Source organism: Microbacterium sp. KR10-403, from assembly GCF_040196215.1.
Taxonomy (GTDB): domain Bacteria; phylum Actinomycetota; class Actinomycetes; order Actinomycetales; family Microbacteriaceae; genus Microbacterium.
Genome location: NZ_JBEGDC010000001.1, coordinates 182509 through 207775 on the forward strand (window position 1 = coordinate 182509; position 25267 = coordinate 207775).

The following is a 25267-nucleotide window of genomic DNA, read 5'->3' on the forward strand; positions in this document are numbered from 1 at the left end:
GGCGACAGTTCAGCGCATCGCCAGACGCGGCGGTGGACCCTCGAGCCGCGCTATAGCGATCTTCATCTCGACGACTTCGGTTTCGACGCGCGAAATACGTGTGTTGGTCTCGCCGACTTCGTTCTCGACGCGCGAGATACGGGCATTCATCTCGACGACTTCGGTTTCGACGCGCGAGATGCGTGTGTTGGTCTCGCCGAACTGCGAGTCGATGCGGTCGAACCGACGATCCATGTACGCCTGCATCTGCTCGAATCTCGCGTCGACGGCTGTGCCCTGCCGGCGCAGCATCCCGCCCACCACGCCCGCGAAACCGACCGCGGCCACGAACACGGCGACGATCACGCCGATCACATCCGGTGTCACGGTCATGCCTCCATTGTGCCGCGGGAAATCAACGATGTCACCGACTGTAGATGGAACTTCGCTCCCCCCTGGACACAAAGAGGGGATCGGTGGATAAGCGCGGCGCACGTCCCGGCTGGGGAGGAACCGATGCCCCAGCTCAGTCCGCGGCGAAGTGCGTGCACAGCCGCGGCCCGAGCGCGTCGGCGAGCGCCGCGTGACCCGCGTCGTTCGGGTGGATGCCGTCTTCGCCGTACATGCCACGGCGATACAGGTCGGTCGCGACGGCATCGAGAGGCAGAATGCCGCGGTCCGCACACGCCGCAGCGATCTCTGCCTGCACGCCACGCCAGCCCGGCGGAAGTGCGGAGCCGTCGGTCGGCAGCCCGAGGTCTTCCAGAGGGAACAACTGGTAGAGGTCGAACACGGCCACCCGCGCACGCCCGAAACGCTCGAGCAGCAGGTCGAGGTCTCGCTCGATCGCCCGGCGGATCTCGGTCGTCCAGCGCGTCGAGCCCGTGCGCCGGTCCTCGTTGATGAGCACCGAGTCGTTGCAGCCGAGGGCCACGACGCAGGCGTCGGCGTCGGAGGCGAGCACCTCGGCGAGAAGGCCGATCCGGTCGGCGGTGTGCTCGCGCGGCTCGTTTTCTGAGGGGCGCTCACCGCGCCAGCGCACGAACCCCATGCCGCCGCGGGCGAAGTTCCGCTCCGTCCACCCGTACTCGGCGCACACGCGGGCGGTCCACCGCTTGTCGGGTGCCGAGATCGAGCGCCATCCCGTCGTGATCGAGTCCCCGTAGAAGGCAATGGTCGATCCCGGCGGCAGCACGCGCCCCAGGTTACGGCATCCGCTCTCCCGCCCCCGCCCCCATGCACACCCTCACCGGCGAGAGAACAACGGCTCGCCGAGGGTACGAGTATTACCCGCGCTCTCGGCCGGCCGGTGTTCTCTCGCCGATCAGGGGGCGCGATCAGAGGCAACCCCCACGGCGACGGATGCCGCGGGCCGCGGCATCCGGCCCCTCAGACCACGTGGTGGCGCCGCTCGAGGGCGGCCCCCTCGACGTCGACGTTCGGGATGATGCGGTCCAGCCACTTCGGCAGCCACCAGGCGCCGCGTCCGATGAGGTGCATCAGCGCCGGCATAAGCAGCATCCGCACCACGAAGGCGTCCACGAGGACGCCGAAGGCCAGCCCGAAGCCGATCGAGCGGATCATCGTCGACTCCGAGAAGACGAACCCGCCGAACACCGACACCATGATCAGGCCGGCAGCGGTCACGACGGCGCGGCCGGCGTGGAATCCGCGTTGCACCGCCACGCGCGCCGACGCGCCGTGCACATACGCCTCGCGCATGCCCGAGGCCAGGAACAGCTGGTAGTCCATCGCGAGCCCGAAGAGAATGCCCACGAGGATCACCGGCAGGAAGCTCAGGATCGGCCCGGTCGAGTGGATGCCGAGCACGTCGGCCAACCATCCCCACTGGAACACCGCGGTCAGCGCCCCGAACGTCGCGAACAGCGACAGCACGAACCCGCCGGTCGCGATCAGCGGTACCAGCAGCGAGCGGAACACGCAGATCATGATCAGCAGCGACAGTCCGATCACGACGGCGAGATAGATGGGCAGCACGTCGAGCAGGTTCTCGGAGATGTCGATGTTGATCGACGCCTGGCCGGCAACGCCGAGCGTGATGTCGCCGTCGACCGGCTCGAGCGCGCGCAGGTCACGCACGAGCTGCTCGGTGCTCTCGCTGCTGGGTCCGTCGGCGGGGATCACCTGGAACGCCGCGAGCCGGTTGTCGTCGCTGACGGCGATCGGGGCGACCGCGACGACATCCTTCTGGTTCATGAGAGTGGATGCCACATCCACCTGTGCCTGCAGAACGCCGTCGTCGTCGAGCCCGGCGGGCAGGCTCGCCGACACCAGGAGCGCACCGTTCGCGCCCGCACCGAATTCGTCGTCGACGACCATGAACGCACGGTACGACGCCGATCCCTCGGGCTCGGTCGATCCGTCGGGCAGTCCGACGCGCATCGACAGGGCGGGGATCGCCACCACCAGCAGGGCGACGACCGCTCCGACCGCGGTCAGTGCCGCACGCCAGGTCGACATGGGCTTCACGGCGGGAGCGGCGGAGGCCGCGGCATCCACCCTCTCGTGCTCGGCGATCACGGCCGCGCGCTTCGCGCGGGCACGGCGGGTGAGCAGCTTCTCGCCGGCCATGCCGAGCAGGGCGGGGGTCATGGTGATGGCCATGAGCACCGCGATCGCGACGCACACGGCGCCGACCGTGCCCATGACGCCGAGGAAGGGGACGCCGGTGATGTTCAGAGCCAGCAGCGCCACGATGACCGTCGTTCCGGCGAACACGACCGCGTTGCCCGCGGTGCCGTTGGCGAGTCCGATCGACTCGTGCACGGGCATGCCGGCGCGCAGCTGCTTGCGGTGCCGGTTGATGATGAACAGGGCGTAGTCGATGCCGACGGCCAGGCCCAGCATGACGCCGAGCACCGGGGTGACGCTGGTCATGTCGACGATGCCCGAGAACGCCATCGAGCCGACGACACCCACGCCGACGCCGAGGATCGCGGTGACCAGCGGGAGCACCGCCGCCACGATCGAGCCCAGCATGACCAGCAGCACGACCGCCGCGACCACGAGGCCGACCGCCTCGCCGACGCCGAAGATCGACGGGACACCCTGGGCGATGTCGGTCGAGAATGCGACCTCGACTCCGTCGATCGGGGTGCCGTCGAAGTAGTCGATCACGGCCTGCTTCGACGACTCGGGCAGCTCGAGGCGCGCCAGGTCGAAAGCCACGTTGACGATGGCGGCCGAGCCGTCCTTCGACACCGTGCGGATGCCCTCGGCGTACGACAGCAGCTTCTGCCCCAGCTCGGTCTTGGTGCGGTTCGCGTCGAGCTCGTCCTGGCTGTCGGCGAGCCCTGCCTTCTGCTTCTTCAGCTCGGCCCGGTTCTCGTCGAGCGTCTTCTGCTGGGCGTCGATCTGATCGGTCGGGTAGCCCGCGGCCTCCGCCTGTTCGCGCGCCGCGTCGAGCTGCGTCTGCGCGGCGTCGAGCTGGTCGAGCCCGTCGGCGATCTGCGCCTCGCCGTCGTCGATCTGCTTCTGCGCGTCATCGAGCTTGGTCACGGCGTCGTCGAGCTCGGTCGCCTGGTCGGCGCGCTCCTTCTCGGTGTCGAAGGGGTCGACGACGTCCGAGACATCGGGCAGATCGCCGGCACCGTCGACCAGCGCGCTGATCTGCTTCTTCTGGTCGGCGGTGAACGCCTTGCCGTCGGTCGTCGAGAACACGACCTGGCCGGATGCCCCAGCGAGATCGGGCAGCTTCGCGGCGAGCTCATCGGTGACCTGACCAGACGCGGTGCCCGGGATGTCGAAGCTCGAGGCGAGCGGCTTGAAGCCGATGACGAAGCCGACGACCGCGATCGCCAGGATCGCGAGCCACGAGACGAGCACGACCCAGGCGCGTCGCGCCGAGAATCGTCCGAGTCGGTACAGAAGTTCGGCCACGCGCGCACCCTCCAGAAAAGAAGAAAGGCGCCGGTTCGGGCTCCGACGCCTTCTAGATGATACGCTACGTCTCGTCTAGGCAGCTGTGCCTAGGATGAGAGCCATGACCGAGGGGCACCGCAGCGGACCCGTGCGCAGCGATGCGGCGCGGCGGGCGATCCTCGAGGCGACCGCCCGGCAGTTCCACGAGAAGGGCTACGACCGCCTGACGATCGAGGGCATCGCCCACGACGCCGGCACGGGCAAGCAGACCGTCTACCGCTGGTGGGCATCGAAGGGCGAGCTCATCGCCGAGGCGCTGCTCGAGGGGCTGATCCTGCCCGACACGCTCGCCCCGCCCGACACCGGCGACCTCGAGGCCGACCTCGGCGCCTGGCTGCAGACCCTCTCGGAGGTCATGCAGCAGCCGCGCGGCGAGGCGCTCATGCGCTCGATCATCGCGGCGGCCGCCGAGCACCCCGAGGTGGGCAAGCGCCTGCGGTCGGCGCTCGGCGCCGACTTCGTGTTCGCGCGGCGGCTGCAGGCAGAGGTGGATGCCCACCCCGACGCCGCCCCGGCCTCCGGTGCCGAGCTCACCGAGGCCCTGCTCGGACTGATCATCGTGCGCGCGCTCAGCCGCGAGCCGCTCGACCCGTCGACGGCCGCGCGCCTCGTGCGGGTGCTGACCGCACCCTCGGCTTGAGCCGCGCATCCCGGCGCTGCCGCCGCACGCGCCGTGCCGCGGCATCCCCTCACCCCACTCCACTCCCGCGCAGCCCCCAGACCGTGAGAGAACATCTGACGGACGAGAGATAGGGAAACAACCGCATCCTCGTCCGTCAGATGTTCTCTCACCGATCTCAGACGGGGCGGGATGCCGCGGGCCGAGATGCTGCGCAACGAGGGCGGAGGCCGGAGTAGCGTCGGGGCCAACACGACACCGCGACGGAGGAGCCGCCATGACCGAGCGCCAGGTGAAGATGATCGTCCTGTCCACGGAGGATCTCGACGAGTCCATCAAGTTCTACACGGAGACCCTCGGCTTTCCGCTGAAGTTCCGCGACGGCAATCACTTCGCCGCGCTCGACGGCGGCACGATCACGCTCGCGCTGGCGACGGCGCTCGACCACCCGATTCCCGGACAGGTCGTCGTCGGCATCAAGACCGACGACGTCAACGGCGACGCGAAGGCCGTCGACGACAATGGCGGCGGCATCGCGAAGGGCCCGTACAACGACGCACACGAGCGTCGCGCCGTCGTCTACGACAGCCAGGGCAACGGGCTCACGTTCTACTCGCCGCTGCAGCGCTGACGGCGACGCAGCAGGGGCGTCAGGGACGCCACCGCGCCTCGGCGACGTCGGCCCCGCCCGACGAGACGTCGTAGACGCGCACCCAATCGGGGTGCACGGCGACGACGGCGAAGCCCGCGTCGAGCGCGTGCGACCCGGGCAGCTGCGCGTCGTATGCAGCACCGAGCCGCTGCCGTTCATCGCCCTCGGTGAGCGTCGCGGCACCCTCGAGCTGCAGCGACACGTCGCCGCACAGCCCGACGACGACCGCCACCCGGGCGTGGCCGTGCAGGTTGGCGATCTTGCGGGTGTGCGCGGGCGCGTCGAAGATCAGCGTGCCGTCGTCGAGGGCGGCAAGGCCCACGAGAGCCGCCTCGGGGGCGGCCTCTGCGGTCACGGTGGCGACGACAGCGCGCCCCTCGCTGCGGACGAATGCCGCAACAGCGGCGCGGTCTGCGGGATCGAGCGTCATGCTCAGCACCTTAGGCGGCGACGCTGCCACACGTCTCAGCCTCCTGTGTTCAGCCGCAGAATCGCCGCCTTCTCGCTCTCGCTGAGGTCCGACAGCGCGAGCACCTCCTGCAGAATCGCCGACTTGCCGGCGAGGTACCGGTCGATGTCCATCGCCGCGTCCGCGGCGAGCTCGCGCTTCACCGTTCCGTATCGGTCGCGCAGGTCGGGTCGCGCCCGCAGGATGTCGCGCACCGCGAGATGGTTGCGCACGTGCAGCGTCCCGACGACGCAGACGTAGACGTTCCGCCGCGGCGATCCGCCGGTGCGGAAGGGGGTGAATGCCGCGGCCCGCGGTGAATCGCTCGGACCGGCTCGCCGTGCCACCCGACCTGCCCGGTGCACCGCGCGCTCCGAGCCCACCCGGCCGCGCCGTTCAGCAGTCAGTATCTGCGGCCCCGGATCGACATCGGCGGTAAGAGGCGACTGCTGAACGGAGGGGGCGAATTTTCGGCAGGCGCTTTCGGCAGGCGCAGCGCGCGATGGACCGCAGAACGTGACTGCTGAACGGAGGGGTCGGATGCCGCGGCCGCCGCCCCGCCGACGCACTGCCCGCGCCGCCCCGCGCACGGGCCCTGCCACCCCCGAGAAGAGCGTCCCGTCAGTCGAGCACGGCCTCGACGCCCGCGAAATAGGCGTCGGCGTCGAAGCCCGGGAACAGCCCCGACTGGATGATGTAGCCCTGGGCGAGGGCGAGCATGACCGGCAGAACCTTCTGCGCCCACGCGTCGGCGGCCGCGGCATCCATCCCGCGTCCTTCCACCCCCCAGCGGGTCAGCACCGAGAGGAAACTCGTCTTCAGCGTGTCGAACGCACCGATCGCGATCTCGAAGAAGTCGGGCTCGACCGCGGCCTCGCCCCACAGCTGCACGATGATCGCCGTCGGCAGCTTCACCTGCACGAAGCCGCCCGCGATCATCCGCAGCAGCCGCGACGGCGGGATCACCGGTCCGGCCTCGGCGCCGTCGAGGATCTGGCCCACCTGCAGCCCGATCGTGCGCTTGGCGACGGCGACGGCGAGCTCCTGCTTGCTCGCGAAATACGAGTACACCGCCCCGGCCGACAGGCCCGACGCGTCGAACACGTCGGTCATCGAGGTGCCGCGAAAGCCCTTCTCCGCGAAGCATGCGAGCGCCGCATCGAGGATCTGATCGCGGCGCGACGCGCGATGCGCATCTGAGACCTTCGGCATTTCGCCCTCCCGGGTTGTGATTCGACCGTACTCGTATTATAAAGAACGAGTATTCGTTTTTGTTGAGGAGGACTCATGAACGCCGCACTGCACGCCCCGCACACCCCGTGGGGACGCACGATAGGGCTCGGAGTGGTCCTCTCCTTCGTCGTCTGCATCGTCGTGCTCGCGTTCTCGTGGCCCAGCGTCACGCTCGATCCGAAGAACGTGCCGATCGGCATCTCCGGGCCGGCCCAGGCCGTGCAGCCGGTCGAGCAGGCGCTGAACGAGGCGGCCGACGGCGTGTTCGACCTGCAGGAGTTCGACGACCGCGATGCCGCCGTGCAGGCGATCAAGACCCGTGACATCTACGGGGCGGTCGTGCTCGGCACGACTCCCGAGGTGCTCACCTCGTCGGCCGCGAGCACGGCGACCAACCAGCTCATGACGCAGCTGCACACGCAGGTGCTGGCCTCCGCCCAGCAGCAGGCGGATGCCGCGGCCCAGGCCGCCGGCGCTGCGGCCCCGACCGTGACGGTGAAGCTCACCGACGTCGTTCCGCTCTCCGACAACGACCCACGCGGCGCAGGTCTTGCCGCGGCCGCCCTGCCGCTCGTGTTCGGCGGCATGATCGGCGGTGTCGCGATCGCGTTCACGGTGAGCGGCGTCTGGCGGCGCGTGGTCGCGCTGATCACCTACGCCATCGTCGGCGGTCTCGCCATCACCGGCATCATGCAGGGCTGGTTCGGCGTCCTCGAGGGCGACTACCTGCTCAACGTCTCGGCGTTCTCCCTGACGCTCCTGGCCATGGGCGCGACGATCGTCGGCTTCGCCTCGATGTTCGGCCGACCGGGCATCGCCGTCGGACCCGTGCTGTTCATGCTGATCGGCAACCCGATCTCGGGCGCGACGTTCCCGAAGGAGTTCTATCCGACGCCATGGGGCGAGATCGGGCAGTTCTTCCCGCCGGGGGCGGGCGCGACGCTCATCCGCAACCTGTCGTACTTCCCCGACGCCGATTCGACGTTCCCGATCGTGGTGCTCGCGTGCTGGGCGGTCGGCGGGCTGATCCTCACCGGGCTCGGGCACTTCCGCAATGAGGCATCGGTCGGCGAGCCGGAGACCGCGCCCGAGGCCGTCACCGCCTGAATCGACTGACGAGCGCGGAGTGTTGCGGAATGCAACACTCCGCGCTATTGTTGCATCAAGCAACATAGGAGGAGGTGCGGGATGCCGCGGACCACCGACACCGCTCAGATCCTGAGCGCCCTCATCCTCATCTCGCGCCGCGGCGTCTCCGACGCCCGCACCCCCGACATCGCGCTCAGCATGACCGCGCAGTCGATCGTGGGCTACATCGTGGACAATCCGGGATGCCGCGCGGCCGACATCGCACGAGACTTCCGGCTGAACCGCTCGACCGTGTCACGGCAGCTCGGCGACCTCGTGCGCGCCGGTCTCGTGAGCGAGGTCGAAGGCCCCGGTCGCGGCCGCCCGCTCGAGCTGACCGACGCGGGCGCCCAGGCGTACCGCGAGACCATCGCCGTGCTCACCGGAGCCGTGGCCGATGCGATGCGCGACTGGAGCGACGGCGACGTCGACCGGTTCGCACACGACCTGGCGCGCTTCACCGCGGGGGCGCGCACCGATTGATCGTCCGCGGCCGACAGGCTGCGGCATCCACTCTCCACACACAACAGAAGGAAGAAGAGATGGACAACATCACAGTGCTGGGCACGGGTGTGCTCGGTTCGCAGATCGCCTTCCAGACCGCGTACAGCGGCCACCCCGTCGTCGCGTACGACGTGAACGACGACGCCCTCGCCGCGGCCAAGACCCGGTTCGAGAAGCTCGCCGCCACCTACGCGAAGCACGTCGAGGGTGCCGCCGACGGCAAGGCCGACGCGGCGCTGGGGCGGATCCGGTACAGCTCCGACCTCGCCGACGCAGTGAAGGACGCCGACCTGGTCATCGAGGCCGTCCCCGAGAAGCTCGAGCTCAAGCGCGACGTCTACACGAAACTCGGCGAGGTGGCCCCGGCCAAGACGGTGTTCGCGACGAACTCGTCGACGCTGCTGCCGTCGGCGATCGCCGAGTTCACCGGGCGTCCCGAGCGCTTCCTCGCGCTGCACTTCGCCAACGAGATCTGGGTGCACAACACCGCCGAGGTCATGGGCCACCCGGGTACCGACCCGAAGGTGTACGACGAGGTCGTCGCCTTCGCCAAGAGCATCGGCATGGTGCCGATCCAGCTGCACAAGGAGCGCTCGGGATACGTGCTCAACTCGCTGCTGGTGCCGTTCCTGGATGCCGCGGGCGACCTGCTCGTCGAGGGCATCGCAACCCCCGAAGACATCGACAACGTCTGGCGCATCGGCACCGGTGCACCGGCCGGCCCGTTCCAGATCTTCGACGTCGTGGGCCTGACCACGGCCTACAACATCTCGTCGGCGGGCGGCCCCAAGCAGCAGGCCTTCGCGAAGCTGCTCAAGGAGCAGTACATCGACAAGGGCAAGCTCGGCGTCGCCACGGGCGAGGGCTTCTACTCGTACAAGGGCTGAGCCCGCAGTTGGATGGGGTGGGATGCGCGGGCAGCTCGCGTCCCACCCCATCTCTGACGTTCCACACTCATGCGGCCGACGACCAGATGTCCACCCAGCGACGATCTGTCGGCACCAAGCTGTCTGGAATCGCGGCATCGAACGTCGCCAATGTCACGCCATGGGCGGCTGCGAGATTGACCAGATGGAGGTCGGTGACCTGACGGCGCCCCATGAGAACTCGAGTGTCAATGATCGGATCGGCAAGGGTCGCATCGTCGGGCAAGAAGCGCCAGCCGGGCACTGTTCTGATCGCCGCCAGCTGCCCCATTGCCTCCGCGCCAGTCACGCGACGCCCCACGACAGCTTCCGTGAGTAGCAGCCTCAGGAGTCCCGCCTCGGTGACGGGAGTGGTGTACCAGGTGCCCAGAGTGGCGAATCGAGTATGTGCGGCAGCGTGATGCACGTGCCGGTCCCAGCTCAGCGCGAAGAGAACGTTGACGTCAAGCAGCATCGTCATCGCGGAACTGTCTCACGATCTCCTCCGTCACCAGATGATCGGGGGCTCCATGCAGGACCGGGAAGCCAGACCCCGACGACGCTTGCACCTGGGGCGCCAGCCCCGCGCGTGCCAATGCAGACACGGCTTCGCCCAGCGAAATGCGCTCGGCTGCCGCCTTCGCTCGCGCTGCGCTGAGCACGACGGGGTCAATGTCCAGAGTCGTTCGCATCACCGCATCATAACATCTCGACATCATTATCACGCCACACTGTCGGCCCACCCGGCGATGTCGATGCCGTGGTTGTCGGGCGACGCCACCGTCCAGGTCTGCGGCATGATCGCGCCGTCGCCCACCATCCGGCCACCGTGGGCGAGCGCGGCCCGCATTCGCTCTTCGGCCACGTCGGCCGGCACCGAGAAGTCGATGTGCGTGCGCCCGCGACCCGGCTTGGGCGGCGTGAGCTCGTGGAACCACAGGTGCGGCCCGCGTCGCAGCGGGTCGATGAGGTCCTCCTCCCCCACCCGCACATAGCCGAACACCGACTCGAAGAACTCCCGCAGGTCGACCCCGGCATCCTGCGCCACGGCGATGCCCACGACCGACAGCACGCTCGGGTCGGCCACGAGCCCCCGGGCGTGCGCGGCCGCACTCACGGCCACGGCGACATCGGCATCGGCGCGGCTGAGCGCACCGTCGGCGCGCGTGAACGTCTTGATCGCCACGCCCTCCGGCCGCACGTCGACGTCGGGATCATGCCCGACCTCGGCCGCGGCGCGTGCAATGTCGGCCACGAACGCGGCAGCCTGCGCGAACGAATCGGTGCGGTAGAACGCCTGCGCACCCCAGAACAGCACATGCCAGTCGTCGGTGCCGGGCGTCGCATGGAACTCGTCGGGCATCAGCTGGATGAAACCCTCTTCGGTCGCGGTCATCATCGTCCTCCTCCGGTGGTGTCCGCCGCCCCGAGTACTGTGCTGAGGGTGACAGATGCGGACACGCCGAGTATGGCCGACACCTCCGACATCTCGCCCGCCGACGCCCGCGCCGCTCTCGCCCGCCTCAGCGCGCCGCGAGACTGGCGCCGCCTGCGTCCGGAGAGAGTGGATGCCGCGACCGGTCGCCGCTCGGCGGTGCTGATGCTGTTCGGACCGGCCGACGGCACCGACGGCGAGCATCCCGTCGCCCCCGACGACGCCGCCGTCCTCCTGCTGCGCCGAGCGTCGAGTCTGCGCCATCATCCGGGACAGATCGGCTTTCCCGGCGGCGGGGTCGAGGCCGGCGATGAGTGGCCGGTCGGCACGGCCGTGCGCGAGGCGGTCGAAGAGACCGGCATCGATCCGCGCGGCGTCGAGCTGTTCGCACCGCTGCCCGAGCTGCCACTGGCCGTGAGCAACAACCTCGTCACGCCGGTGCCGGCCTGGTGGCGGCATCCCTCCCCCGTCCACGCCGTCGACGCCGCCGAGACCGAAGAGGTCTTCCTCGCCCCGGTCGGGCAGCTGCTCGATCCCGAGAACCGCCGCAGCGTCACGCGCGTGCGCGGACTGAAGATGCCGCCGATGCCGGCGTTCGAGCTCGACGGCCGCCTGATCTGGGGGTTCACCGGCATTCTGCTGTCGAGCGTGTTCGACTCGCTCGGCTGGACCCGCCCGTGGGACGAGTCGCGACGGGCCGATCCGCGGGTCTGAGTCAGCCCAGCAGCGCGACCGCCGAGACGATCGCGAGTGTCGCCCCGCCGGCGATGAACAGCACGACCACCCCGCCGATCACCCAGGCCCACCACGGGATCTTGCCGAAGAACGAGGAGCGCAGCCGGGCCCCCTGGGGCGCGACGGCGTTGGCGGCGGGCCCGGCCAGCGCGAGCGTCGGCACTCCGACCCGCTCGTCCTGGTACATGTCGGTCTGATCCCACGCCTTGGCGCCGATCGTGCGGCGGATGTGCGCGAGGCGCTCCCAGGTCGCCGGGTCGTGCAGGTCGAACCCGCCGGGCCGGTAGACCATGAGCTTGTCGTCACGGATCTCGACGTCGAGGTCGCCGGTCTCGTCGATCAGCAGCGCCATGAGATCGGGCGTGAACACGTACAGCGCGTCGCGCTCGTAGCCGGTCGGCACGTAGAGACGGAAGTGCGAGTCGAAGTCACCCTCGAGCGAGAGGGCCTGGTCGGCGCGAGGCACGTGCAGCAGGCTCGACGAGCCGTGCCGGTCGTTGCTCGTGGCATCCAGCACCATCTGCGGCAGGCGCCGCGGCAGCGTGATCGCGAGGTAGCCGAGGTTGAGGGACTTCTCGGGCCTGCTGACCGTGACCGAGCGGGTCACCGTCCAGGCGCCCTTCTGCGTCACCGACGTCGCCTCGCGGGTGCCGCCCGTGATGCGACCGGCCTCCCAGCCGGGGCCGCTGACCCGGTCGTGCACGGTGCCGTTCGACGCCCACTCCCACAGGCTCGCGCCCAGCGCGGGCGGGTCGGCGATCGCGTCGTACCGCCAGCCGTTCGCAGCGGCGAACGCGGCGAGCCCGTCGGCCTGGGCGAGCAGATCGGTGCCGTGGAGCGCGACGTCGGTCATGCGTTCTCCTGTCGAGGGGAAGAGGGGATGCCGCCGGCCGGCGCCGGTGCATCGTCGAGCGTCAGCTGCAGGAAGACGAGGTCGAGCCAGCGGTCGAACTTCACGCCGACCTGGGGAAGCCGACCGACCTCGACGAAGCCGAAGCGGTCGTGCAGGGCGATCGAGCCCGTGTTGCCGGCCTCGATGCCGGCGACCATCACGTGCACGCCGGCGGCGCGCGCCCGAGCGATGAGCGCCTCCATGAGCGTGCGCCCGAGACCGGCGCCCCGCTGGTCGGTGCGCACATAGACCGAGTGCTCGACGGTGTGGCGATACCCGTCGTGCGGGCGCCAGGGTCCGTAGGTGGCGAAGCCGATCGCCTCGTCGGCGTCGTCGGCGGCCACGATCACCGGGAAGCCGGCACGCTGCCGCTCGATCATCCAGCTCTCGCGGTCGGGCACATCGACGGGCGCGTCGTTCCACACCGCCGTGGTGTGCACGACCGCGTCGTTGTAGATCGCGGCGATCGCCGCGGCATCCTCCGGTCTCGCGTCGCGGATCCGCATCGCCGTCCCCTCTCGCCGCGGCGAGTCTATCCGCAGACCGTACGGCCGACCGCGCGGCCTACTGCCCGGTCGCGCGCTCGATCGACATCACGAGCACGACCCGGTCTGCCTTGTCGGCGGGCGGCGTCGTGCTCGGGTTGCCGTAGCGGTTCTGCAGCCGCACGTAGAACGCGCCCTCGGGGTCGGGCACGGCCTCGACGAGGCTGCCCGCCACCTCGATGTAGCGCACGGGGTTGTCGGGGTCGACCACCGACAACGCCATCGACGGATTGTGCTGCAGGTTGCGAAACTTCTGGCGCTTGGTCGTGTGGGTGAAGCGCACGTGTTCGCCGTCGAACTCGAACCACATCGGGTTCACCTGCACGGTGCCGTCGGGGCGGATCGTGCCGAGATGCCCGTACAGGGGCTGCTCGAGCAGATGCCGACGCCCGGCGGGCAGGATCGCGTGGAGATCGGTCATGCCTCCACCATGCCAAAGGGCTCCGACACCGCGCGCATCGGACGCGGCGAGGCGGAAGACCGTGCCCTCGCCGGCTTCCCGTGCCCTCACCGGCTTCCCCCGCAACTCCCTCGCCGGCTTCCCCCGCACCGCCCTCGCCCGGGGCGAGGGGATCTGCCGGGGCGAGGGGTCTTCCCCGGATTGCGGCCCTCGCCTCGTCCATTCCCCTCGCCCGGGGCGAGGAGAAGAGGCGGGATGCCGCGGGCCGGGGGGCACCCGCGGCATCCCGCCGTCGCGTCACCCCTCGGGGTTGACCTTGCCCGCGCGGACCGCGGCGACCACGCCGCCGTCGACCAGGAGGTCGGTGCCGGTGACGAACGAGGCGTTCGGCGAGACCAGGAACTCGGCGGCCGCGGCGATGTCGCTCGGGGTGCCGAGCCGGCCGGTGGCCGAGGCATCCACCATCGCGCGCATGTTCGCGCCCGACTCGCTCGCGAGCTCGAGCTGGCCCATCGGCGTCGAGATCACGCCGGGGCTGATGCTGTTGATGCGCGCACCGCGCTCGCCCCAGGCAACGCTCGCGGTCTGCACGCGCAGCTGGTTCGCGCGCTTGGCGATCGAGTACGCGATGCCGGGGTTCGGCACGGCGCCTTCGGCCAGGAAAGGCAGCGCGAGCAGCTGGTCGGTCGGCGTGAGGGCGAGGGCGGTCTCCATCTCGGCGGGGAAGCGACCTGCGGCCATCGTGCCGGCCATGCTCGCGATGACGACGCCGGCGCCGCCGGGAGCGATGACACGGGCGAACTCCTCGAGGCTGATCGCGACGCCGAGCAGGTCGACGGCGAGGATCGCCGGGGTCGGCGCCTGTGTCGGCGAGAGACCGGCGGTGTGGATGACGGTGGTCACCGGTCCCAGCGCGGCGGCTGCATCGGCGAGCGCCGCGACGGACTCCCGCGACGACACGTCGACCTTCTGCGTGGTGACGTCGAAGCCGTCACCGGCCAGCTCTGTCTGCAGCCGGGAGAGCAGCTCGTCGTTGAAGTCGGCGACGACCAGCTTCGTGCCGGCGCCGATGCGACGGGCGATGGTCTCGCCCATTCCGCCGGCACCGACGATCACGGTGACGTTGTGGCTCATGATGCTCCTTCGCAATTTCAAGACATTATGTCTCGTTATTCATCAGTCTAGTCCGGATCGCGTTAGCGTGGGTGCGTGTCAGGAAGAGGCCGACCCCGCAGCGAGGCCGCGCATCGCTCCGTGCTCGTGGCGACCGCGGCGCTGCTGGGCGAGGTCGGGTATGACGGCCTGTCGATCGGCGGCATCGCCGCGCGCGCCGGCGTCGGCCGGCAGACGATCTACCGCTGGTGGGACTCGAAGTCGGCGATCGTCGCCGAGGCCGTCGTCGAGGGACTCATCGCGTTGGAGGAGCCGATGGATGCCGCGCCCGCGACCCCCGCGGAGTGGATGGCCGGCTTCGCGGCCGGCCTTCGCGACGCGCGCAGCGTCTCGCTCGTGCGCGCCCTCGCAGCGGCATCAGCCGAGGACGACGCCGAGTCGGCCGCGCTGTACGCGCGCTTGACCGCGCCCGCACACGCACAGCTGGTGGCGCTCATGGGCGACTCCGACTCGGCGGAAGCCCGGGCCGACGCCGCGATCGGCGCCCTGCTCTACCGAGTACTCACGCGCCGGCCGATCGACGACCAGGTGGTCGCGGCGCTCGTACGCCTCGTGGGGTGAGCCGCTCGGCGTGCACAATTCCGGTCCCTGAGCGAGCGCAGCGAGACGAAGGGCCGGTGCCCTCACCCACACGGCCCGGTCGGTGCCGGGCGCGGCATGGACCTGCGAAAACCGCAGTGAACTTCCCGTTCACGCAGCCTCCTGACCGCCGCTCCGGCAGTCCTCGCCCCAGGCGAGGGGATCTGCCGAGACGAGGATGGTTTCGCGCGATCCGGTCCTCGTCTCGGCCATTCTCCTCGCCCGAGGCGAGGAGATTCGGGATGCCGCAGCCTGCCCGCTCGCTCGCTCGCTCGCTCAGCGAGCTGACGACTTCACCGGGCCGCGGCATCCACCCCCTCATCCGACGCCTCGGCGAGCACCTTCTCGGCCGACGCCACGACACCGCGCCGCGACGACGTGAAGGCCGCGAGCACGGCGGCGACGACCGCGACCGCACAGCCGATGAGCAGCGAGATGCGCATACCCGACAGCGTCGGCACGGTGTACTCACCCATGGGTGTGCTCAACTGGGCGAGCACGACGCCGATGACCGCCGCCGAGGCCGTGGTACCGAACGAGCGCATGAGGGAGTTGAAGCCGTTGGCGGCAGCCTTGTCCTTCGCGGGCGTGGTCGCCATGATCAGTGCCGGCATCGCGCCGTAGGCGAAGCCCACGCCGGCGCTGGCCAGCGTGCTCGTGAGCATGAGACCGACGAGCGATCCGGTCACGAGCGTCGACAGACCGTAGCCGACCGCAATGATGATCGAGCCGAACACGAGCGTGGTCTTCGCACCGTAGCGGCGGGTCACCCAGCCGCCGAGCGGCGAGACGGCCATCATGCCGATGCCCATCGGGGCCATCCACAGTCCCATCTGGAGCATGGTCTGGCCGTGGCCGTATCCGGTCTCCACCGGCAGCTGCATCAGCTGCGGGATCACCAGCGACTGCGCGTACATGGCGAAACCGACGAGCACAGAGGCGAGGTTCGTCAGCAGCACCGGACGACGCACGGTGGCGCGCAGGTCGACGAGGCGATGCGGCGTGCGCAGCTCCCACCAGCCCCAGACCACGAACACGACGACCGAACCGATGAGCAGCGACAGGGTCAGCGCGCTCGTCCAGCCCCACTCCGACCCCTTCGAGACGCCCAGCAGCAGGGCGACCACGCCGATCGCGAGCACGACCGCACCCGCGTAGTCGAAGCTGCGGGATGCCGCGGGCCGCTCCTCGTCACGCGGCACCACGAGCCAGGACGCCAGGATCGTGAGCGCGGTGAGCGCGGTGACGACCCAGAACAGCACCCGCCAGTTCGCATACTGCGCGACGGCGGCGGCCAGCGGCAGGCCGAGCGCGCCGCCGATGCCCATCGAGGCACTCATCAGCGCGACCGCGCCGTGCACCTTCTCGTGCGGCAGCACATCGTGCAGCAGGCTGATGCCCAGCGGCACGGTGCCCGCGGCGATGCCCTGCAGGCCGCGACCGATGATCATCGGCACGAGCCCGCCGGCCAGGGCACACACGATCGAGCCGATGAGCATGGGCACCAGGGCGATCAGCAGGATCTTCTTCTTGCCGTACATGTCACCGAGCCGCCCGATGATCGGCGTCGCGACGGCACCGGTGAGCAGCGTGACCGTGATGATCCACGAAGCGTTCGTGCTGCTGGTGTCGAAGATGACGGGCAGCTCGGCGATCAGCGGCACGACGAGTGTCTGGGTGAGTGCGCCGAGGATGCCGGCGAAGGCGAGCACGGTGATGAGCCGGCCGCTCTTGATGGTTGTGGTCATGAAGATCTCTGTCCTGGTTGTGGTCTGGGGTGCCGAGTGGCGCAGCCCGATCGACTCATGTGCATAGTGCACAGACTATGCACTATACACATGCAGGCTAGACTCATGTCACAGGGAGGAGACGCGATGACCTCGGCCTACGACCGGATCGTGCAGGGATTCCTGCTGATCGGCCGCAACTTCACCGACATGACCCGCCGCGAGAGCCGGCTCGATCGCAGCGCCATGACGCTGCTCGCCTGTCTCGACGCCGGCGGGCCGATGACGCTCGCCGAGCTCTCGGCGGTGCTGGGCCGCGACGTCTCGACCCTCAATCGGCAGACCGCGGCGCTGCTGCGCGCAGACCTCGCCGAGCGCATCCCCGATCCTGCCGGTGGCATGGCGCGCAAGTTCCGCATCTCGCCCGAGGGCGCCCGGCGCCTCGCCGCCGAGCAGGCCAACAACCTCCGCGCGACGAAGCTGCTGCTCGACGACTGGACCGACGACGAGATCGAGAGCTTCGCCACGGCACTCGAGCGTTACAACGCCGCGATCGAAGAGCGCAGCGGGCGACACTGGCCGCGCGGCGACAAGCGCTGAGCCCGCGCCACGGGCCACGGCATCCCCTCTTCACACCTCATTCTCAGCGATATATCGTTCACTATCGTCAAGGCCCCGCTCCGGGACCCGTCTCGAACGGAGGATCATCATGAACGGTTCCACGACAGGCGGGCGTTACGACGCCGGCGCACACGGCTTCGGGCGCCCCGACTTCGGCCAGTTCGGAGCGGGGATGTGGGATGCCGTCGGCAACCTGCGCGACATGTTCGAACAGCGCGTCGGCCCGAGGATGGGGCGCGGCGACGTCCGCGCGGCGATCCTCGCGCTGCTGCTCGAGAAGCCGATGCACGGCTACCAGCTGATCCAGGAGATCGAGGAGCGCTCCGGCGGCTCGTGGAAGCCCAGCCCCGGCTCGGTGTACCCGGCCCTGCAGCTGCTCGCCGACGAGGATCTCGTCAGCGTCACCGAGTCGGACGGCAAGAAGACCTACGCGCTCACCGACGACGGCCGCGCGCAGGCCGAGGCCGCCGAAGGGCCCGCCCCCTGGGAGGGCCCGGCGAGCCGCACCGAGCACATGGCCGCACTGCCGAAGGCCGGCGCCAAGCTCGCCGAGGCGAGCATGCAGGTGATGCGCAACGGCACGGCGGCGCAGAAGGAGCAGGCCATCGCCGTGCTCGACGACGCGCGCCGCAAGATCTACGCGATCCTCGCGGCGGACTGAGCGGATGCCGCACGACGGCCCCTCGACGGCAGGCACGGGCGGCCGCGCGCCCGCCGCAACGGCGACGGCGCCCGCAACACCGGCGGCCGCGGCATCCACCCGCGCCCGGTACCGGCGGATCATGCGCTTCGCCGCGCGCTACATCCTGCAGGAGTGGTGGTTCGCGCTGGTCCTTCCGCGCATCGGGCTCGGCGCCTTCGCGCGTCGTGGACGCCCCGCCCGCTTCGCGCGCATCGCTGCGCGGTTCCACGCGCTGGCCGTCGACCTCGGCGGGCTCATGATCAAGGTCGGCCAGTTCCTCTCGTCACGCCTCGACGTGCTGCCGCCCGAGATCACGAGCGAACTCGAGTCGCTGCAGGACGAGGTGCCGCCCGTGCCGTTCGAGGCGATCCGGCAGCTCGCCGAGGCCGAGCTCGGCGTGCCGCTCGACCGTGCGTACGCGTCGTTCGACCGCGATCCGGTGGCTGCGGCATCCCTCGGCCAGGTGCACCGTGCGCGCCTGGCACCCGACGACTCCGTGCAGGCCGGGTTCGCCGACGTCGTCGTGAAGATCCAGCGACCCGGCATCGACGAGATCATCGACGTCGACCTGCGCGCGCTGCGGCGCATCGCCCGATGGCTCGCGCGCGTCGGGTTCATCGCGCAGCGCGTCGACCTGCCCGCGCTCGTCGAAGAGTTCGCCGTCACCAGCCGGCAGGAGGTCGACTACCTGCACGAGGCCGCCGGCGCCGAGCGGTTCGCGGCGGCGTTCGCCGACGACCCGGGTGTCGAGGCGCCCGTGCCCGCGTGGGAGCGCACGACCCGCCGCGTGCTCACGCTCTCGGACGTCACCGCGATCAAGATCAGCGACCACGCAGGTCTCCGGGCGGCGGGCATCGACCCGCATGAGGTCGCCGAGGCGCTTGCCGCGGCGATGTTCGACCAGCTGTTCCGCGACGGGTTCTTCCATGCCGACCCGCATCCCGGCAACATCTTCGTGACGCCGCGGCCCGACCTTGCGCGTGGATGGGCGCTCACGTTCGTCGACTTCGGCATGATGGGCCAGATTCCCGACACGCTGCGCACCGGACTGCAGAAGCTGCTCATCGCCGTGGCCTCGCGTGACGGCAAGGGACTGGTCGCCGCGATCAGCGGCATGGGCGTGCTGCTGCCCTCGGCCGACGAGGCGCAACTCGAGCAGGCGATGACCGAGCTGTTCGCGCGGTTCGGGGGCATGGCGATCTCCGATCTGCAGAACGTCGACCCGCGCGAGTTCGAAGACTTCGCACAGCGGTTCGGCGAGGTGCTGCGCAGCATGCCGTTCCAGCTGCCCGAGAACTTCCTGCTCGTGATCCGCGCAGCTTCGGTCACCTCCGGCGTGTGCAGCGCGCTCGACCCGCAGTTCAACATGTGGAAGGCCGTCGAGCCCTATGCGCAGGAGCTGATCCGCAACCAGGGCAAGGACGTGGTGCGGGATGCCGCGCAGCAGGCGCTCTCGTGGGTGCGGGTGACGGCAGCCCTGCCGCAGCGCATCGACAGGCTCGTGACGCTGCTGGAGAGCGGGCACCTGCGCGCCGACACGCCCGCGATCGACCGGCGCATGAACCGGCTCGAGCGCACCGCGCGCCGGGCGGTGTCGGCGGTGCTGTTCGCGGGGCTTCTCATCGGCGGCATCCTGCTGCATCCGTCCGACGCGGTGTTCGGCACCGTGCTCATGAGCGTCTCGGCGCTGCCGCTGCTGCACGCCCTGTTCGCGGGGATCGGCGGGCGCGGGCGGTCGTGACCCGATCGGGCCTGTACGCCGCCGCGGGTTCGGCCTACCGTGGAGGCGAGGTGATCATCATGCGAGTGAACGTGGGCGATCGCATCCGGGTGCACGGCAGGACGGTCGAGACGCCCGACCGTGTCGGCGAGGTCGTCGAGGTGCGCGAGGGCGAGCTTCTCGTGGTCCGTTACGACGACGGGCACGAGGCCGTGCTCTCGCCCGGCTCGGACTGCGAGATCGTGCCGGCCGAAGGCTGAGCGACCGGGCAGGCGTCAGGGCTCGTCGGCGTCGGAGAGGTCTTCGACGCCGACCGGCTGCGTGCCGACGAAGTTCACGCCGATGCCGTAATCCGCGCCGACCTGCAGATCGCAGTCGGCGAAGCGCAGCATCCACGTGCCGTCCTCCCAGACGACGGCCTCGGGCATGTCGAACGCGTCGGTGCTCAGGCGGCCGAGGTCTGCGGCATCCAGTCCCCATTCGGGGGCGGCGAGTTCGGCGACGAGGTACACCGCCGCGGCCTCGGCGAGCGCCGCGAAATCGGCGATGACGCCCGCGGCGGTCTCGACCGCCTCGTCGGCGGGAGCGGCGGGCGGCTCGATGAGGATGCTCACGGTGCCGCCGCCCGGCAGGTCGGCGGCCCAGCAGGCGAACTCCTCGGTGACGGCGGTGCTGTGCAGCGGGGTGCCGTGCACGTCGAGGGGGTCGGTGAGTGCGGTCATGGCTCCTCCTGGGTGCGCCCGTCGCGTCGAGTCAAGCAGATCGCGGGCGTCGTCGGGAGGGGTGGATGCCGCGGCCCTCTGTGTGCGCGCGACCGGGCGGTGTGCTCGTGAAGCTCTCAGCCGTCTCCGGTAGCGTGGGCGTCATCGAAGTAGAAACGCGGCTGCGCCGTCCCTGATCTGCCGGACGCTCAGGCCGCGAGTACACGCGATCGCGACCGCGGCGCCACTTCTTCCCCGTGAAGGAGTGCTCATGACCGTCCGTCTCTCTTCGACCCGCGCTGCAGCGCCGCCCCGCACGCTCGGCCAGGCGTGGATCGCGCTGACCGGCCTGTCGGCCGTGTTCCTGTTCGAGATGCTCGACAACTCGATCCTCAATGTCGCGCTGCCCACGATCGGGCGCGAACTGTCGGCGTCGACGACCGCGCTGCAGTGGATCACCGGCGTGTACGCCGTCGTGTTCGGCGGACTGATGCTCGCCTTCGGCGCCCTCGCCGACCGGGTCGGGCGCCGTCGCATCATGCTGCTGGGCTTGATCGTGCTCGCCCTGGCGAGCCTGGCGACCGCGTTCGTCACCACGACCGGCGAGCTCATCGCCGTGCGTGCCGCGATGGGTGTGGCGGCCGCCATGACGACCCCCGGGTCGCTCGCCCTGGCCTTTCGGCTGTTCGACGACGACCTGTTGCGCGTCCGCGCGACGACGGTGATCTCCACGGTCGGACTCGTCGGTCTCGCGATCGGCCCGACCGCCGGCGGCTTCGCGCTGGCGGTCGTCCCGTGGCAGGCGCTGCTGCTGGTCAACGTGCCGGTCGCGGCGCTCGCGTACCTCGGCATTCGCCGCGGCATCCCCGCCGATGCGTCCGGCGAGCTGCACCGCGACCCGGTTGATGTCACAGGTGCCCTGCTGGGCACCGCGACCATCGCGCTCGCCCTGGTGGCCCCGACGCTGTTCGTCGATCTCGGGGCCGGGTCGGTGTGGCCGTGGGTCGCCGTGGTCGCAACGGCCGGAGCCGCCGTGCTGTTCGTCGTGCGCGAGCGGTTGGCGCGGCATCCCCTTCTCGATCTGCATCTCGTCGCGCGGCCGCTGGTCTCGAGCGGACTCGCCTACAAGGCGGCGTCGGGACTCGCGACCGCCGGGCTCGGGTACCTCGTCACCCTGCAGCTGCAGTTCGGCTGGGGGTGGACGCCGGCGCAGGCCGCACTCGGCATGCTGCCGCAGGTGGTCGTGCTCATCGCGGGTGGGGCACTGATCGGTCCGCTCGTGCGCCGACTCGGCATGGGCGCGACGGCGTGGATCAGCGCGATTGCGACCGTCTGCGGTCTCGCCGTGTTCACCGCGCTCGGGCCGCTCGGCTACGGATGGGTCGCGCTCTCGCTCGCGCTGGTCGCACTCGGGATGCGGGTGGTCGGCGTGGTCGCCGGCACGAACGTCATGCGCGGGCTGCCCGAGAACCGCACCACGATCGGCGCGGCGCTCGTCGACACCGCGAGCGAGGTCACGACCGGGCTCGGCATCGCGCTGAGCGGCACCGTCATCGCGGCTCTGTTCGTCGGCAGCATCGCCGACCCCGGATGGACGGGCGCGCAGCACGCGCAGTTCTCCGCCGGCGTCGCATGGGCGGGCGGCGCGCTCACGGTGCTGGCCGCGCTGCTCGTCGGGTTCGGCATATGGCGCGGGCGCGGGGCCGCGGCGCCCACGGCGCCCGTGGCGCCCGTGGCGGCTGGATGAGCGAGCACCTCTGAGAGCGCGAGATCATCCTTCTGCACGCTTTTGGGGCGGAGAAGCGTGCACGAGGATGATCTCGCGGGGACGGAGATGGGTCCCGAAACGCATGTGACTTCCCGCTCACACAACGCGTGCGTCGGCCGTCACAGCGTCGGCGGCGCGTGCGTCGCATCGGGATCGACACCGCGCCGCACGAGCTCCGCGCGAGCTCGCGCGAGGCCGCCGTGCTCGAGCCCGGCGAGCGCCGAGCGTCCCTCCCACACGATGCGCCCGCGGCGGCGCACCTCGATCTCGAGCACGCCGGCGAGGTGCTCGAGGGCTCCGGCGACGTTGCGGTGCTCGCTGGGCAGCGGCACCGGCAGGATGTGGGATGCCGCGCGCGGCGCCTGTGCGCGCACGTCGATCGACCATCCATGGGCGCGTGTGCGCAGCATCCACGTCTCGTCCGTCACCACGGCACGGACGGAACTCGTCCCCGGATTGCCGAGCCGGAGGACCTGTCCGCCCGGCAGTCGCACGACCAGTGCGGTCACCTCGGTGCGCAGGGGCCCGGCGTGCACCTGGCCGCCGGCGAATGCGACGCACGCGTCGGGTTCCGCGAAGCCCTGTGCCTGGCCCCACCACCACGAGTCAGGGAATCCTTCGCGGCCCCAGTTCTTCTCGGCGTAGAGCTGCGCGCCGTCGAGGTTCCAGGTCTCGTCGCCGACGGTCGCGGTGCCGGTGGCGCGGCCGCCGAGCAGCCACGGATGCCAGTACTGATTGAGGGCCGGCACCATGTGGAAGACGCTCGACCCGCCGAACGCGCGCTGCGGCCAGAGCACCGGGTCTTCGATCGAGATCTCCAGCCGGGCGTCGGGCCCGAGGTCGACGCGCAGGTGCCGGTCGTCGCCGTCGAAGGCCGTGCCCGCACTCGCTCCGATGCGGCGGAGGTCGGCGTGGGCTACCGGGTGCGCTTCAGCGCGGAGGAACCCGCCCGGATGCGCGGCGAACCCGAGTGTCGCCCAGGCGCCGTCGGGTCCGCGGTTGACGCCGTTCAGCGCGATGAGCACACGGCCGGTCGCGGGATCGGTGATGCGCCAGAAATAGCCCTCCATCGCGACACCCGGATGCGCAGGCAGCGGGCTCTGGAAGGGCAGGTCGGCACCCGTCGACCGGTACCACCCGCGCAGGCCCATGGCCGTCAGACGGTCGCGGCCAGTCGTGAGCCGAGGGAGGCGATGAGGTCGCTGTCGCCCGGGATGTCAGCCGTCCAGGGCAGGTGCAAACGGTCGCGCGTCTTGTCGAGATAACGCGGGATCACATGCATGTGGAAATGGAACACCGTCTGCCACGCATCGGCCCCGCAGCAGTTGAGCAGGTTGACCCCGTCGGCCCCGAACTCGTCGACCGCGTCGCGCGCGAGCCGCTGCGCCATGAGGGTGACTGCCGTGAGATCTTCGGGCGCGATGTCGAGCAGATCCGCGCTGTGCGCCTTCGGAATCACGAGCAGATGCCCGTCGGAGGCAGGGTTGATGTCCATGAACGCGAGCGTGCGCTCGTCTTCGGCCACGATCACGCTCGGCGCGGCACCGGCCACGATGGCGCAGAAGATGCAGTCGGTCATGCCCGCGACGCTATCGCGTCGGGGGCTGGCGTGCACTTCGGGCGGTGGATGATCTCAGGTCCCTGAGCGAGCGCGGCGAGGCGAAGGGCCGGTCGCCAAGTGGACGCAGATCCCCACCCCGGCCGCCGCGCGTGTGAGATCGCGCCACTTCGGGCTGCGGCATCCATCCGCCCACGATTCGGTGCGCAGATCTGTCGCCGTCGCGCAGCGTGTGGACCGAGAACGCGCAACCGCGACAGATCCGTGTCGCGGGGGGGGGATGCCGCGGGGAGGCTGGATGCCGCGGGCCGTGCCCTCCCTACAGCCCCTCGACCTCGTACCGCCGCTCGATCCCCACCGTCGCGCGCCCCCACGCCGAGCCGGCGACGCGCTGCTGATGCGCACGGAAGGCCGCGGCATCCACGAATCCCTCCTCGACCGACCAGACGAGCGGATCGTCCGTGGGCGCGACCTCGAACGAGACGCACCCGGGCTCGGCGTGCGTCAGCCGCACGTGCTCGGGCAGCCGTGCCACGACGATCGCCGCCTCGTGCGCGTCGCGACAAACCAGAGTGCCGAAGAGGTGGATGCCGCTCATCCGCCGATTCTCGCGCACACCGGCTGCCCCGAAGAACAGAACGCGGCCGCCCGACGAAGGGCGACCGCGTTCACAAGCAGTGCGTCAGGCGCGCACCGCGAACCCGCCGGTCCACGGCACCTGCTCGCGCACGGCGAGCGCCATCTGCAGGAAGCCGAGGGCCTCGAGCTCACGCGCGCGCTTGAGCGACCCGGCGTCGGCGACGGCCACACCGCCGGCCGACACGATCTCGGTCAGCTGCCCCTTCGCCGTCTCGTCGTCGCCTGCGATCACGACGGTCGTGGGCACGCCGCCGACCTCGCCCGTCGCGAGCGTCGCGGCGAAGTTCGTGTTGAACGCCTTGATGACCTTGGCGCCGGGCAGAGCCGCCTGCAGCTCCGCGGCCGCCGACGAGTCGGCCGGCACCGTGAGACCGTCGAACGTGGCGAAGTCGACCGGGTTCGTGACATCCACCACGACCTTGCCGTCGAGCTGGGGGCCGTACGTCGCGATGACGTCGGCGAGCGCGGGGTACGGCAGTGCGAGCACGACGACGTCGCCGCTGAGCGCTTCGCCGAACGAGCCCGCGGTGCCGCCAACCTGCTCGGCGAGCTGCTTCGCCTTCGTGATGTCGCGCGCGACGACCTGCACCGACGCGCCGCCCTTCGCGGCGATGCCGGCGATGGCCGAGCCCATGTTGCCTGTTCCGATGACCGAGATGGATGCCATTGTGCTTCTCCTCAT

At 70.3% G+C, this 25267-nt stretch carries 31 protein-coding genes; 12 read left to right on the plus strand and 19 right to left on the minus strand.

From position 1 onward, the window contains the following. Window positions 1-9: 9 nt before the first annotated feature. The 3 genes from ABMQ42_RS00875 to ABMQ42_RS00885 form a co-directional block, all read right to left on the minus strand. A complete protein-coding gene (locus ABMQ42_RS00875; RefSeq protein ID WP_349720720.1) occupies window positions 10-372 on the minus strand; it encodes a hypothetical protein in 363 nt (120 codons plus the stop codon). Window positions 373-505: 133 nt separating this feature from the next. Then, entirely contained in the window at window positions 506-1174 is a 669-nt protein-coding gene (locus tag ABMQ42_RS00880) for an SGNH/GDSL hydrolase family protein (protein ID WP_349720722.1), read from the minus strand. 194 nt (window positions 1175-1368) lie between these two features. Continuing rightward, window positions 1369-3879, minus strand: coding sequence for an MMPL family transporter (locus ABMQ42_RS00885; protein WP_349720724.1), 2511 nt, complete (start codon window positions 3877-3879; stop codon window positions 1369-1371). 103 nt (window positions 3880-3982) lie between these two features. Here ABMQ42_RS00885 and ABMQ42_RS00890 point away from each other — a divergent pair, with 103 nt between their 5' ends. Together ABMQ42_RS00890 and ABMQ42_RS00895 are read left to right on the plus strand one after the other, a co-directional pair. Next, entirely contained in the window at window positions 3983-4561 is a 579-nt protein-coding gene (locus ABMQ42_RS00890; protein ID WP_349720726.1) for a TetR/AcrR family transcriptional regulator, read from the plus strand. A 256-nt stretch (window positions 4562-4817) separates the two neighbouring features. Continuing rightward, window positions 4818-5171: a VOC family protein gene (locus ABMQ42_RS00895; protein WP_349720727.1), complete on the plus strand. Its 354-nt coding sequence runs from the start codon at window positions 4818-4820 to the stop codon at window positions 5169-5171. Window positions 5172-5190: 19 nt separating this feature from the next. Here the strand turns inward: ABMQ42_RS00895 and ABMQ42_RS00900 are convergent, their stop codons facing one another. The 3 genes from ABMQ42_RS00900 to ABMQ42_RS00910 all read right to left on the minus strand — a co-directional run bounded on the left by ABMQ42_RS00900 (window position 5191) and on the right by ABMQ42_RS00910 (window position 6852). Then, on the minus strand, window positions 5191-5622 hold the full coding sequence (locus ABMQ42_RS00900; protein ID WP_349720728.1) for a pyridoxamine 5'-phosphate oxidase family protein: 432 nt from the start codon (window positions 5620-5622) through the stop codon (window positions 5191-5193). A 35-nt stretch (window positions 5623-5657) separates the two neighbouring features. Then, window positions 5658-5987, minus strand: coding sequence for a GrpB family protein (locus ABMQ42_RS00905; protein ID WP_349720729.1), 330 nt, complete (start codon window positions 5985-5987; stop codon window positions 5658-5660). Between the two features lie 274 nt (window positions 5988-6261). After that, window positions 6262-6852 carry a TetR/AcrR family transcriptional regulator gene (locus tag ABMQ42_RS00910; protein WP_349720730.1) on the minus strand — a complete coding sequence of 197 codons (591 nt, stop codon included), beginning with the start codon at window positions 6850-6852 and terminating at the stop codon, window positions 6262-6264. Between the two features lie 75 nt (window positions 6853-6927). Between ABMQ42_RS00910 and ABMQ42_RS00915 the strand changes: the two genes are divergently transcribed. The 3 genes from ABMQ42_RS00915 (at window position 6928) to ABMQ42_RS00925 (ending at window position 9392) form a co-directional block, all read left to right on the plus strand. Next, complete coding sequence (locus tag ABMQ42_RS00915; RefSeq protein WP_349720732.1) at window positions 6928-7980, plus strand: ABC transporter permease; 1053 nt, start codon at window positions 6928-6930, stop codon at window positions 7978-7980. Between the two features lie 81 nt (window positions 7981-8061). Further along, on the plus strand, window positions 8062-8484 hold the full coding sequence (locus ABMQ42_RS00920; protein WP_349720733.1) for a MarR family winged helix-turn-helix transcriptional regulator: 423 nt from the start codon (window positions 8062-8064) through the stop codon (window positions 8482-8484). Between the two features lie 59 nt (window positions 8485-8543). Further along, entirely contained in the window at window positions 8544-9392 is an 849-nt protein-coding gene (locus ABMQ42_RS00925; protein ID WP_349720735.1) for a 3-hydroxyacyl-CoA dehydrogenase, read from the plus strand. A 67-nt stretch (window positions 9393-9459) separates the two neighbouring features. Here ABMQ42_RS00925 and ABMQ42_RS00930 read toward each other — a convergent pair whose 3' ends face one another. The 3 genes from ABMQ42_RS00930 to ABMQ42_RS00940 are packed head-to-tail and all read right to left on the minus strand — an operon-like array spanning window position 9460 to window position 10806. Then, complete coding sequence (locus ABMQ42_RS00930; protein ID WP_349720736.1) at window positions 9460-9891, minus strand: TA system VapC family ribonuclease toxin; 432 nt, start codon at window positions 9889-9891, stop codon at window positions 9460-9462. After that, the gene (locus ABMQ42_RS00935) at window positions 9875-10102 is read right to left on the minus strand and encodes a hypothetical protein (protein WP_349720738.1); all 228 of its coding nucleotides are present in this window, start codon (window positions 10100-10102) and stop codon (window positions 9875-9877) included. Before ABMQ42_RS00935 ends, ABMQ42_RS00930 begins: the two co-directional genes overlap by 17 nt. A 29-nt stretch (window positions 10103-10131) precedes the next feature. After that, the gene (locus ABMQ42_RS00940; protein WP_349720740.1) at window positions 10132-10806 is read right to left on the minus strand and encodes a 4a-hydroxytetrahydrobiopterin dehydratase; all 675 of its coding nucleotides are present in this window, start codon (window positions 10804-10806) and stop codon (window positions 10132-10134) included. Window positions 10807-10854: 48 nt separating this feature from the next. Here ABMQ42_RS00940 and ABMQ42_RS00945 point away from each other — a divergent pair, with 48 nt between their 5' ends. Further along, the gene (locus ABMQ42_RS00945; protein WP_349720741.1) at window positions 10855-11559 is read left to right on the plus strand and encodes an NUDIX hydrolase; all 705 of its coding nucleotides are present in this window, start codon (window positions 10855-10857) and stop codon (window positions 11557-11559) included. A gap of 1 nt (window position 11560) precedes the next feature. On the opposite strand, the gene ABMQ42_RS00950 is transcribed toward ABMQ42_RS00945, so the two are convergent. The 4 genes from ABMQ42_RS00950 to ABMQ42_RS00965 all read right to left on the minus strand — a co-directional run bounded on the left by ABMQ42_RS00950 (window position 11561) and on the right by ABMQ42_RS00965 (window position 14551). After that, a complete protein-coding gene (locus ABMQ42_RS00950) occupies window positions 11561-12433 on the minus strand; it encodes a hypothetical protein (protein ID WP_349720743.1) in 873 nt (290 codons plus the stop codon). Further along, window positions 12430-12978, minus strand: a complete 549-nt coding sequence (locus tag ABMQ42_RS00955; RefSeq protein WP_349720744.1) for a GNAT family N-acetyltransferase — start codon at window positions 12976-12978, stop codon at window positions 12430-12432. Before ABMQ42_RS00955 ends, ABMQ42_RS00950 begins: the two co-directional genes overlap by 4 nt. A gap of 58 nt (window positions 12979-13036) precedes the next feature. After that, window positions 13037-13438 carry a PPOX class F420-dependent oxidoreductase gene (locus ABMQ42_RS00960; RefSeq protein ID WP_349720745.1) on the minus strand — a complete coding sequence of 134 codons (402 nt, stop codon included), beginning with the start codon at window positions 13436-13438 and terminating at the stop codon, window positions 13037-13039. Window positions 13439-13714: 276 nt separating this feature from the next. After that, window positions 13715-14551: an SDR family oxidoreductase gene (locus ABMQ42_RS00965; RefSeq protein ID WP_349720746.1), complete on the minus strand. Its 837-nt coding sequence runs from the start codon at window positions 14549-14551 to the stop codon at window positions 13715-13717. Window positions 14552-14626: 75 nt separating this feature from the next. Between ABMQ42_RS00965 and ABMQ42_RS00970 the strand changes: the two genes are divergently transcribed. After that, window positions 14627-15151 carry a TetR/AcrR family transcriptional regulator gene (locus ABMQ42_RS00970; RefSeq protein WP_349720747.1) on the plus strand — a complete coding sequence of 175 codons (525 nt, stop codon included), beginning with the start codon at window positions 14627-14629 and terminating at the stop codon, window positions 15149-15151. A 311-nt stretch (window positions 15152-15462) separates the two neighbouring features. On the opposite strand, the gene ABMQ42_RS00975 is transcribed toward ABMQ42_RS00970, so the two are convergent. After that, window positions 15463-16917, minus strand: coding sequence for an MFS transporter (locus tag ABMQ42_RS00975; protein ID WP_349720748.1), 1455 nt, complete (start codon window positions 16915-16917; stop codon window positions 15463-15465). Between the two features lie 105 nt (window positions 16918-17022). On the opposite strand from ABMQ42_RS00975, the gene ABMQ42_RS00980 reads away from it, so the two are divergent. The 4 genes from ABMQ42_RS00980 to ABMQ42_RS00995 all read left to right on the plus strand — a co-directional run bounded on the left by ABMQ42_RS00980 (window position 17023) and on the right by ABMQ42_RS00995 (window position 20179). After that, a complete protein-coding gene (locus tag ABMQ42_RS00980) occupies window positions 17023-17496 on the plus strand; it encodes a MarR family winged helix-turn-helix transcriptional regulator (RefSeq protein WP_349720749.1) in 474 nt (157 codons plus the stop codon). A gap of 109 nt (window positions 17497-17605) precedes the next feature. Continuing rightward, window positions 17606-18178 carry a PadR family transcriptional regulator gene (locus ABMQ42_RS00985; RefSeq protein WP_349720751.1) on the plus strand — a complete coding sequence of 191 codons (573 nt, stop codon included), beginning with the start codon at window positions 17606-17608 and terminating at the stop codon, window positions 18176-18178. A gap of 4 nt (window positions 18179-18182) precedes the next feature. Continuing rightward, window positions 18183-19940 (plus strand): ABC1 kinase family protein, encoded by a 1758-nt coding sequence (locus tag ABMQ42_RS00990; RefSeq protein ID WP_502884569.1) that lies wholly within the window; start codon window positions 18183-18185, stop codon window positions 19938-19940. 59 nt (window positions 19941-19999) lie between these two features. Then, window positions 20000-20179: a DUF1918 domain-containing protein gene (locus ABMQ42_RS00995; protein ID WP_349720752.1), complete on the plus strand. Its 180-nt coding sequence runs from the start codon at window positions 20000-20002 to the stop codon at window positions 20177-20179. Between the two features lie 15 nt (window positions 20180-20194). Here the strand turns inward: ABMQ42_RS00995 and ABMQ42_RS01000 are convergent, their stop codons facing one another. Then, window positions 20195-20641, minus strand: a complete 447-nt coding sequence (locus ABMQ42_RS01000) for a hypothetical protein (RefSeq protein WP_349720753.1) — start codon at window positions 20639-20641, stop codon at window positions 20195-20197. A gap of 250 nt (window positions 20642-20891) precedes the next feature. Here ABMQ42_RS01000 and ABMQ42_RS01005 point away from each other — a divergent pair, with 250 nt between their 5' ends. Then, the gene (locus ABMQ42_RS01005; RefSeq protein WP_349720755.1) at window positions 20892-22367 is read left to right on the plus strand and encodes an MFS transporter; all 1476 of its coding nucleotides are present in this window, start codon (window positions 20892-20894) and stop codon (window positions 22365-22367) included. 140 nt (window positions 22368-22507) lie between these two features. On the opposite strand, the gene ABMQ42_RS01010 is transcribed toward ABMQ42_RS01005, so the two are convergent. The 4 genes from ABMQ42_RS01010 to ABMQ42_RS01025 form a co-directional block, all read right to left on the minus strand. Further along, window positions 22508-23539 carry a tocopherol cyclase family protein gene (locus ABMQ42_RS01010; RefSeq protein ID WP_349720756.1) on the minus strand — a complete coding sequence of 344 codons (1032 nt, stop codon included), beginning with the start codon at window positions 23537-23539 and terminating at the stop codon, window positions 22508-22510. 5 nt (window positions 23540-23544) lie between these two features. Next, window positions 23545-23967 (minus strand): HIT family protein, encoded by a 423-nt coding sequence (locus ABMQ42_RS01015; RefSeq protein ID WP_349720757.1) that lies wholly within the window; start codon window positions 23965-23967, stop codon window positions 23545-23547. A gap of 298 nt (window positions 23968-24265) precedes the next feature. After that, window positions 24266-24544: a putative quinol monooxygenase gene (locus tag ABMQ42_RS01020; protein WP_349720758.1), complete on the minus strand. Its 279-nt coding sequence runs from the start codon at window positions 24542-24544 to the stop codon at window positions 24266-24268. An 84-nt stretch (window positions 24545-24628) separates the two neighbouring features. Further along, window positions 24629-25252 (minus strand): NADPH-dependent F420 reductase, encoded by a 624-nt coding sequence (locus tag ABMQ42_RS01025; RefSeq protein WP_349720760.1) that lies wholly within the window; start codon window positions 25250-25252, stop codon window positions 24629-24631. Between the last annotated feature and the right edge of the window lie 15 nt (window positions 25253-25267).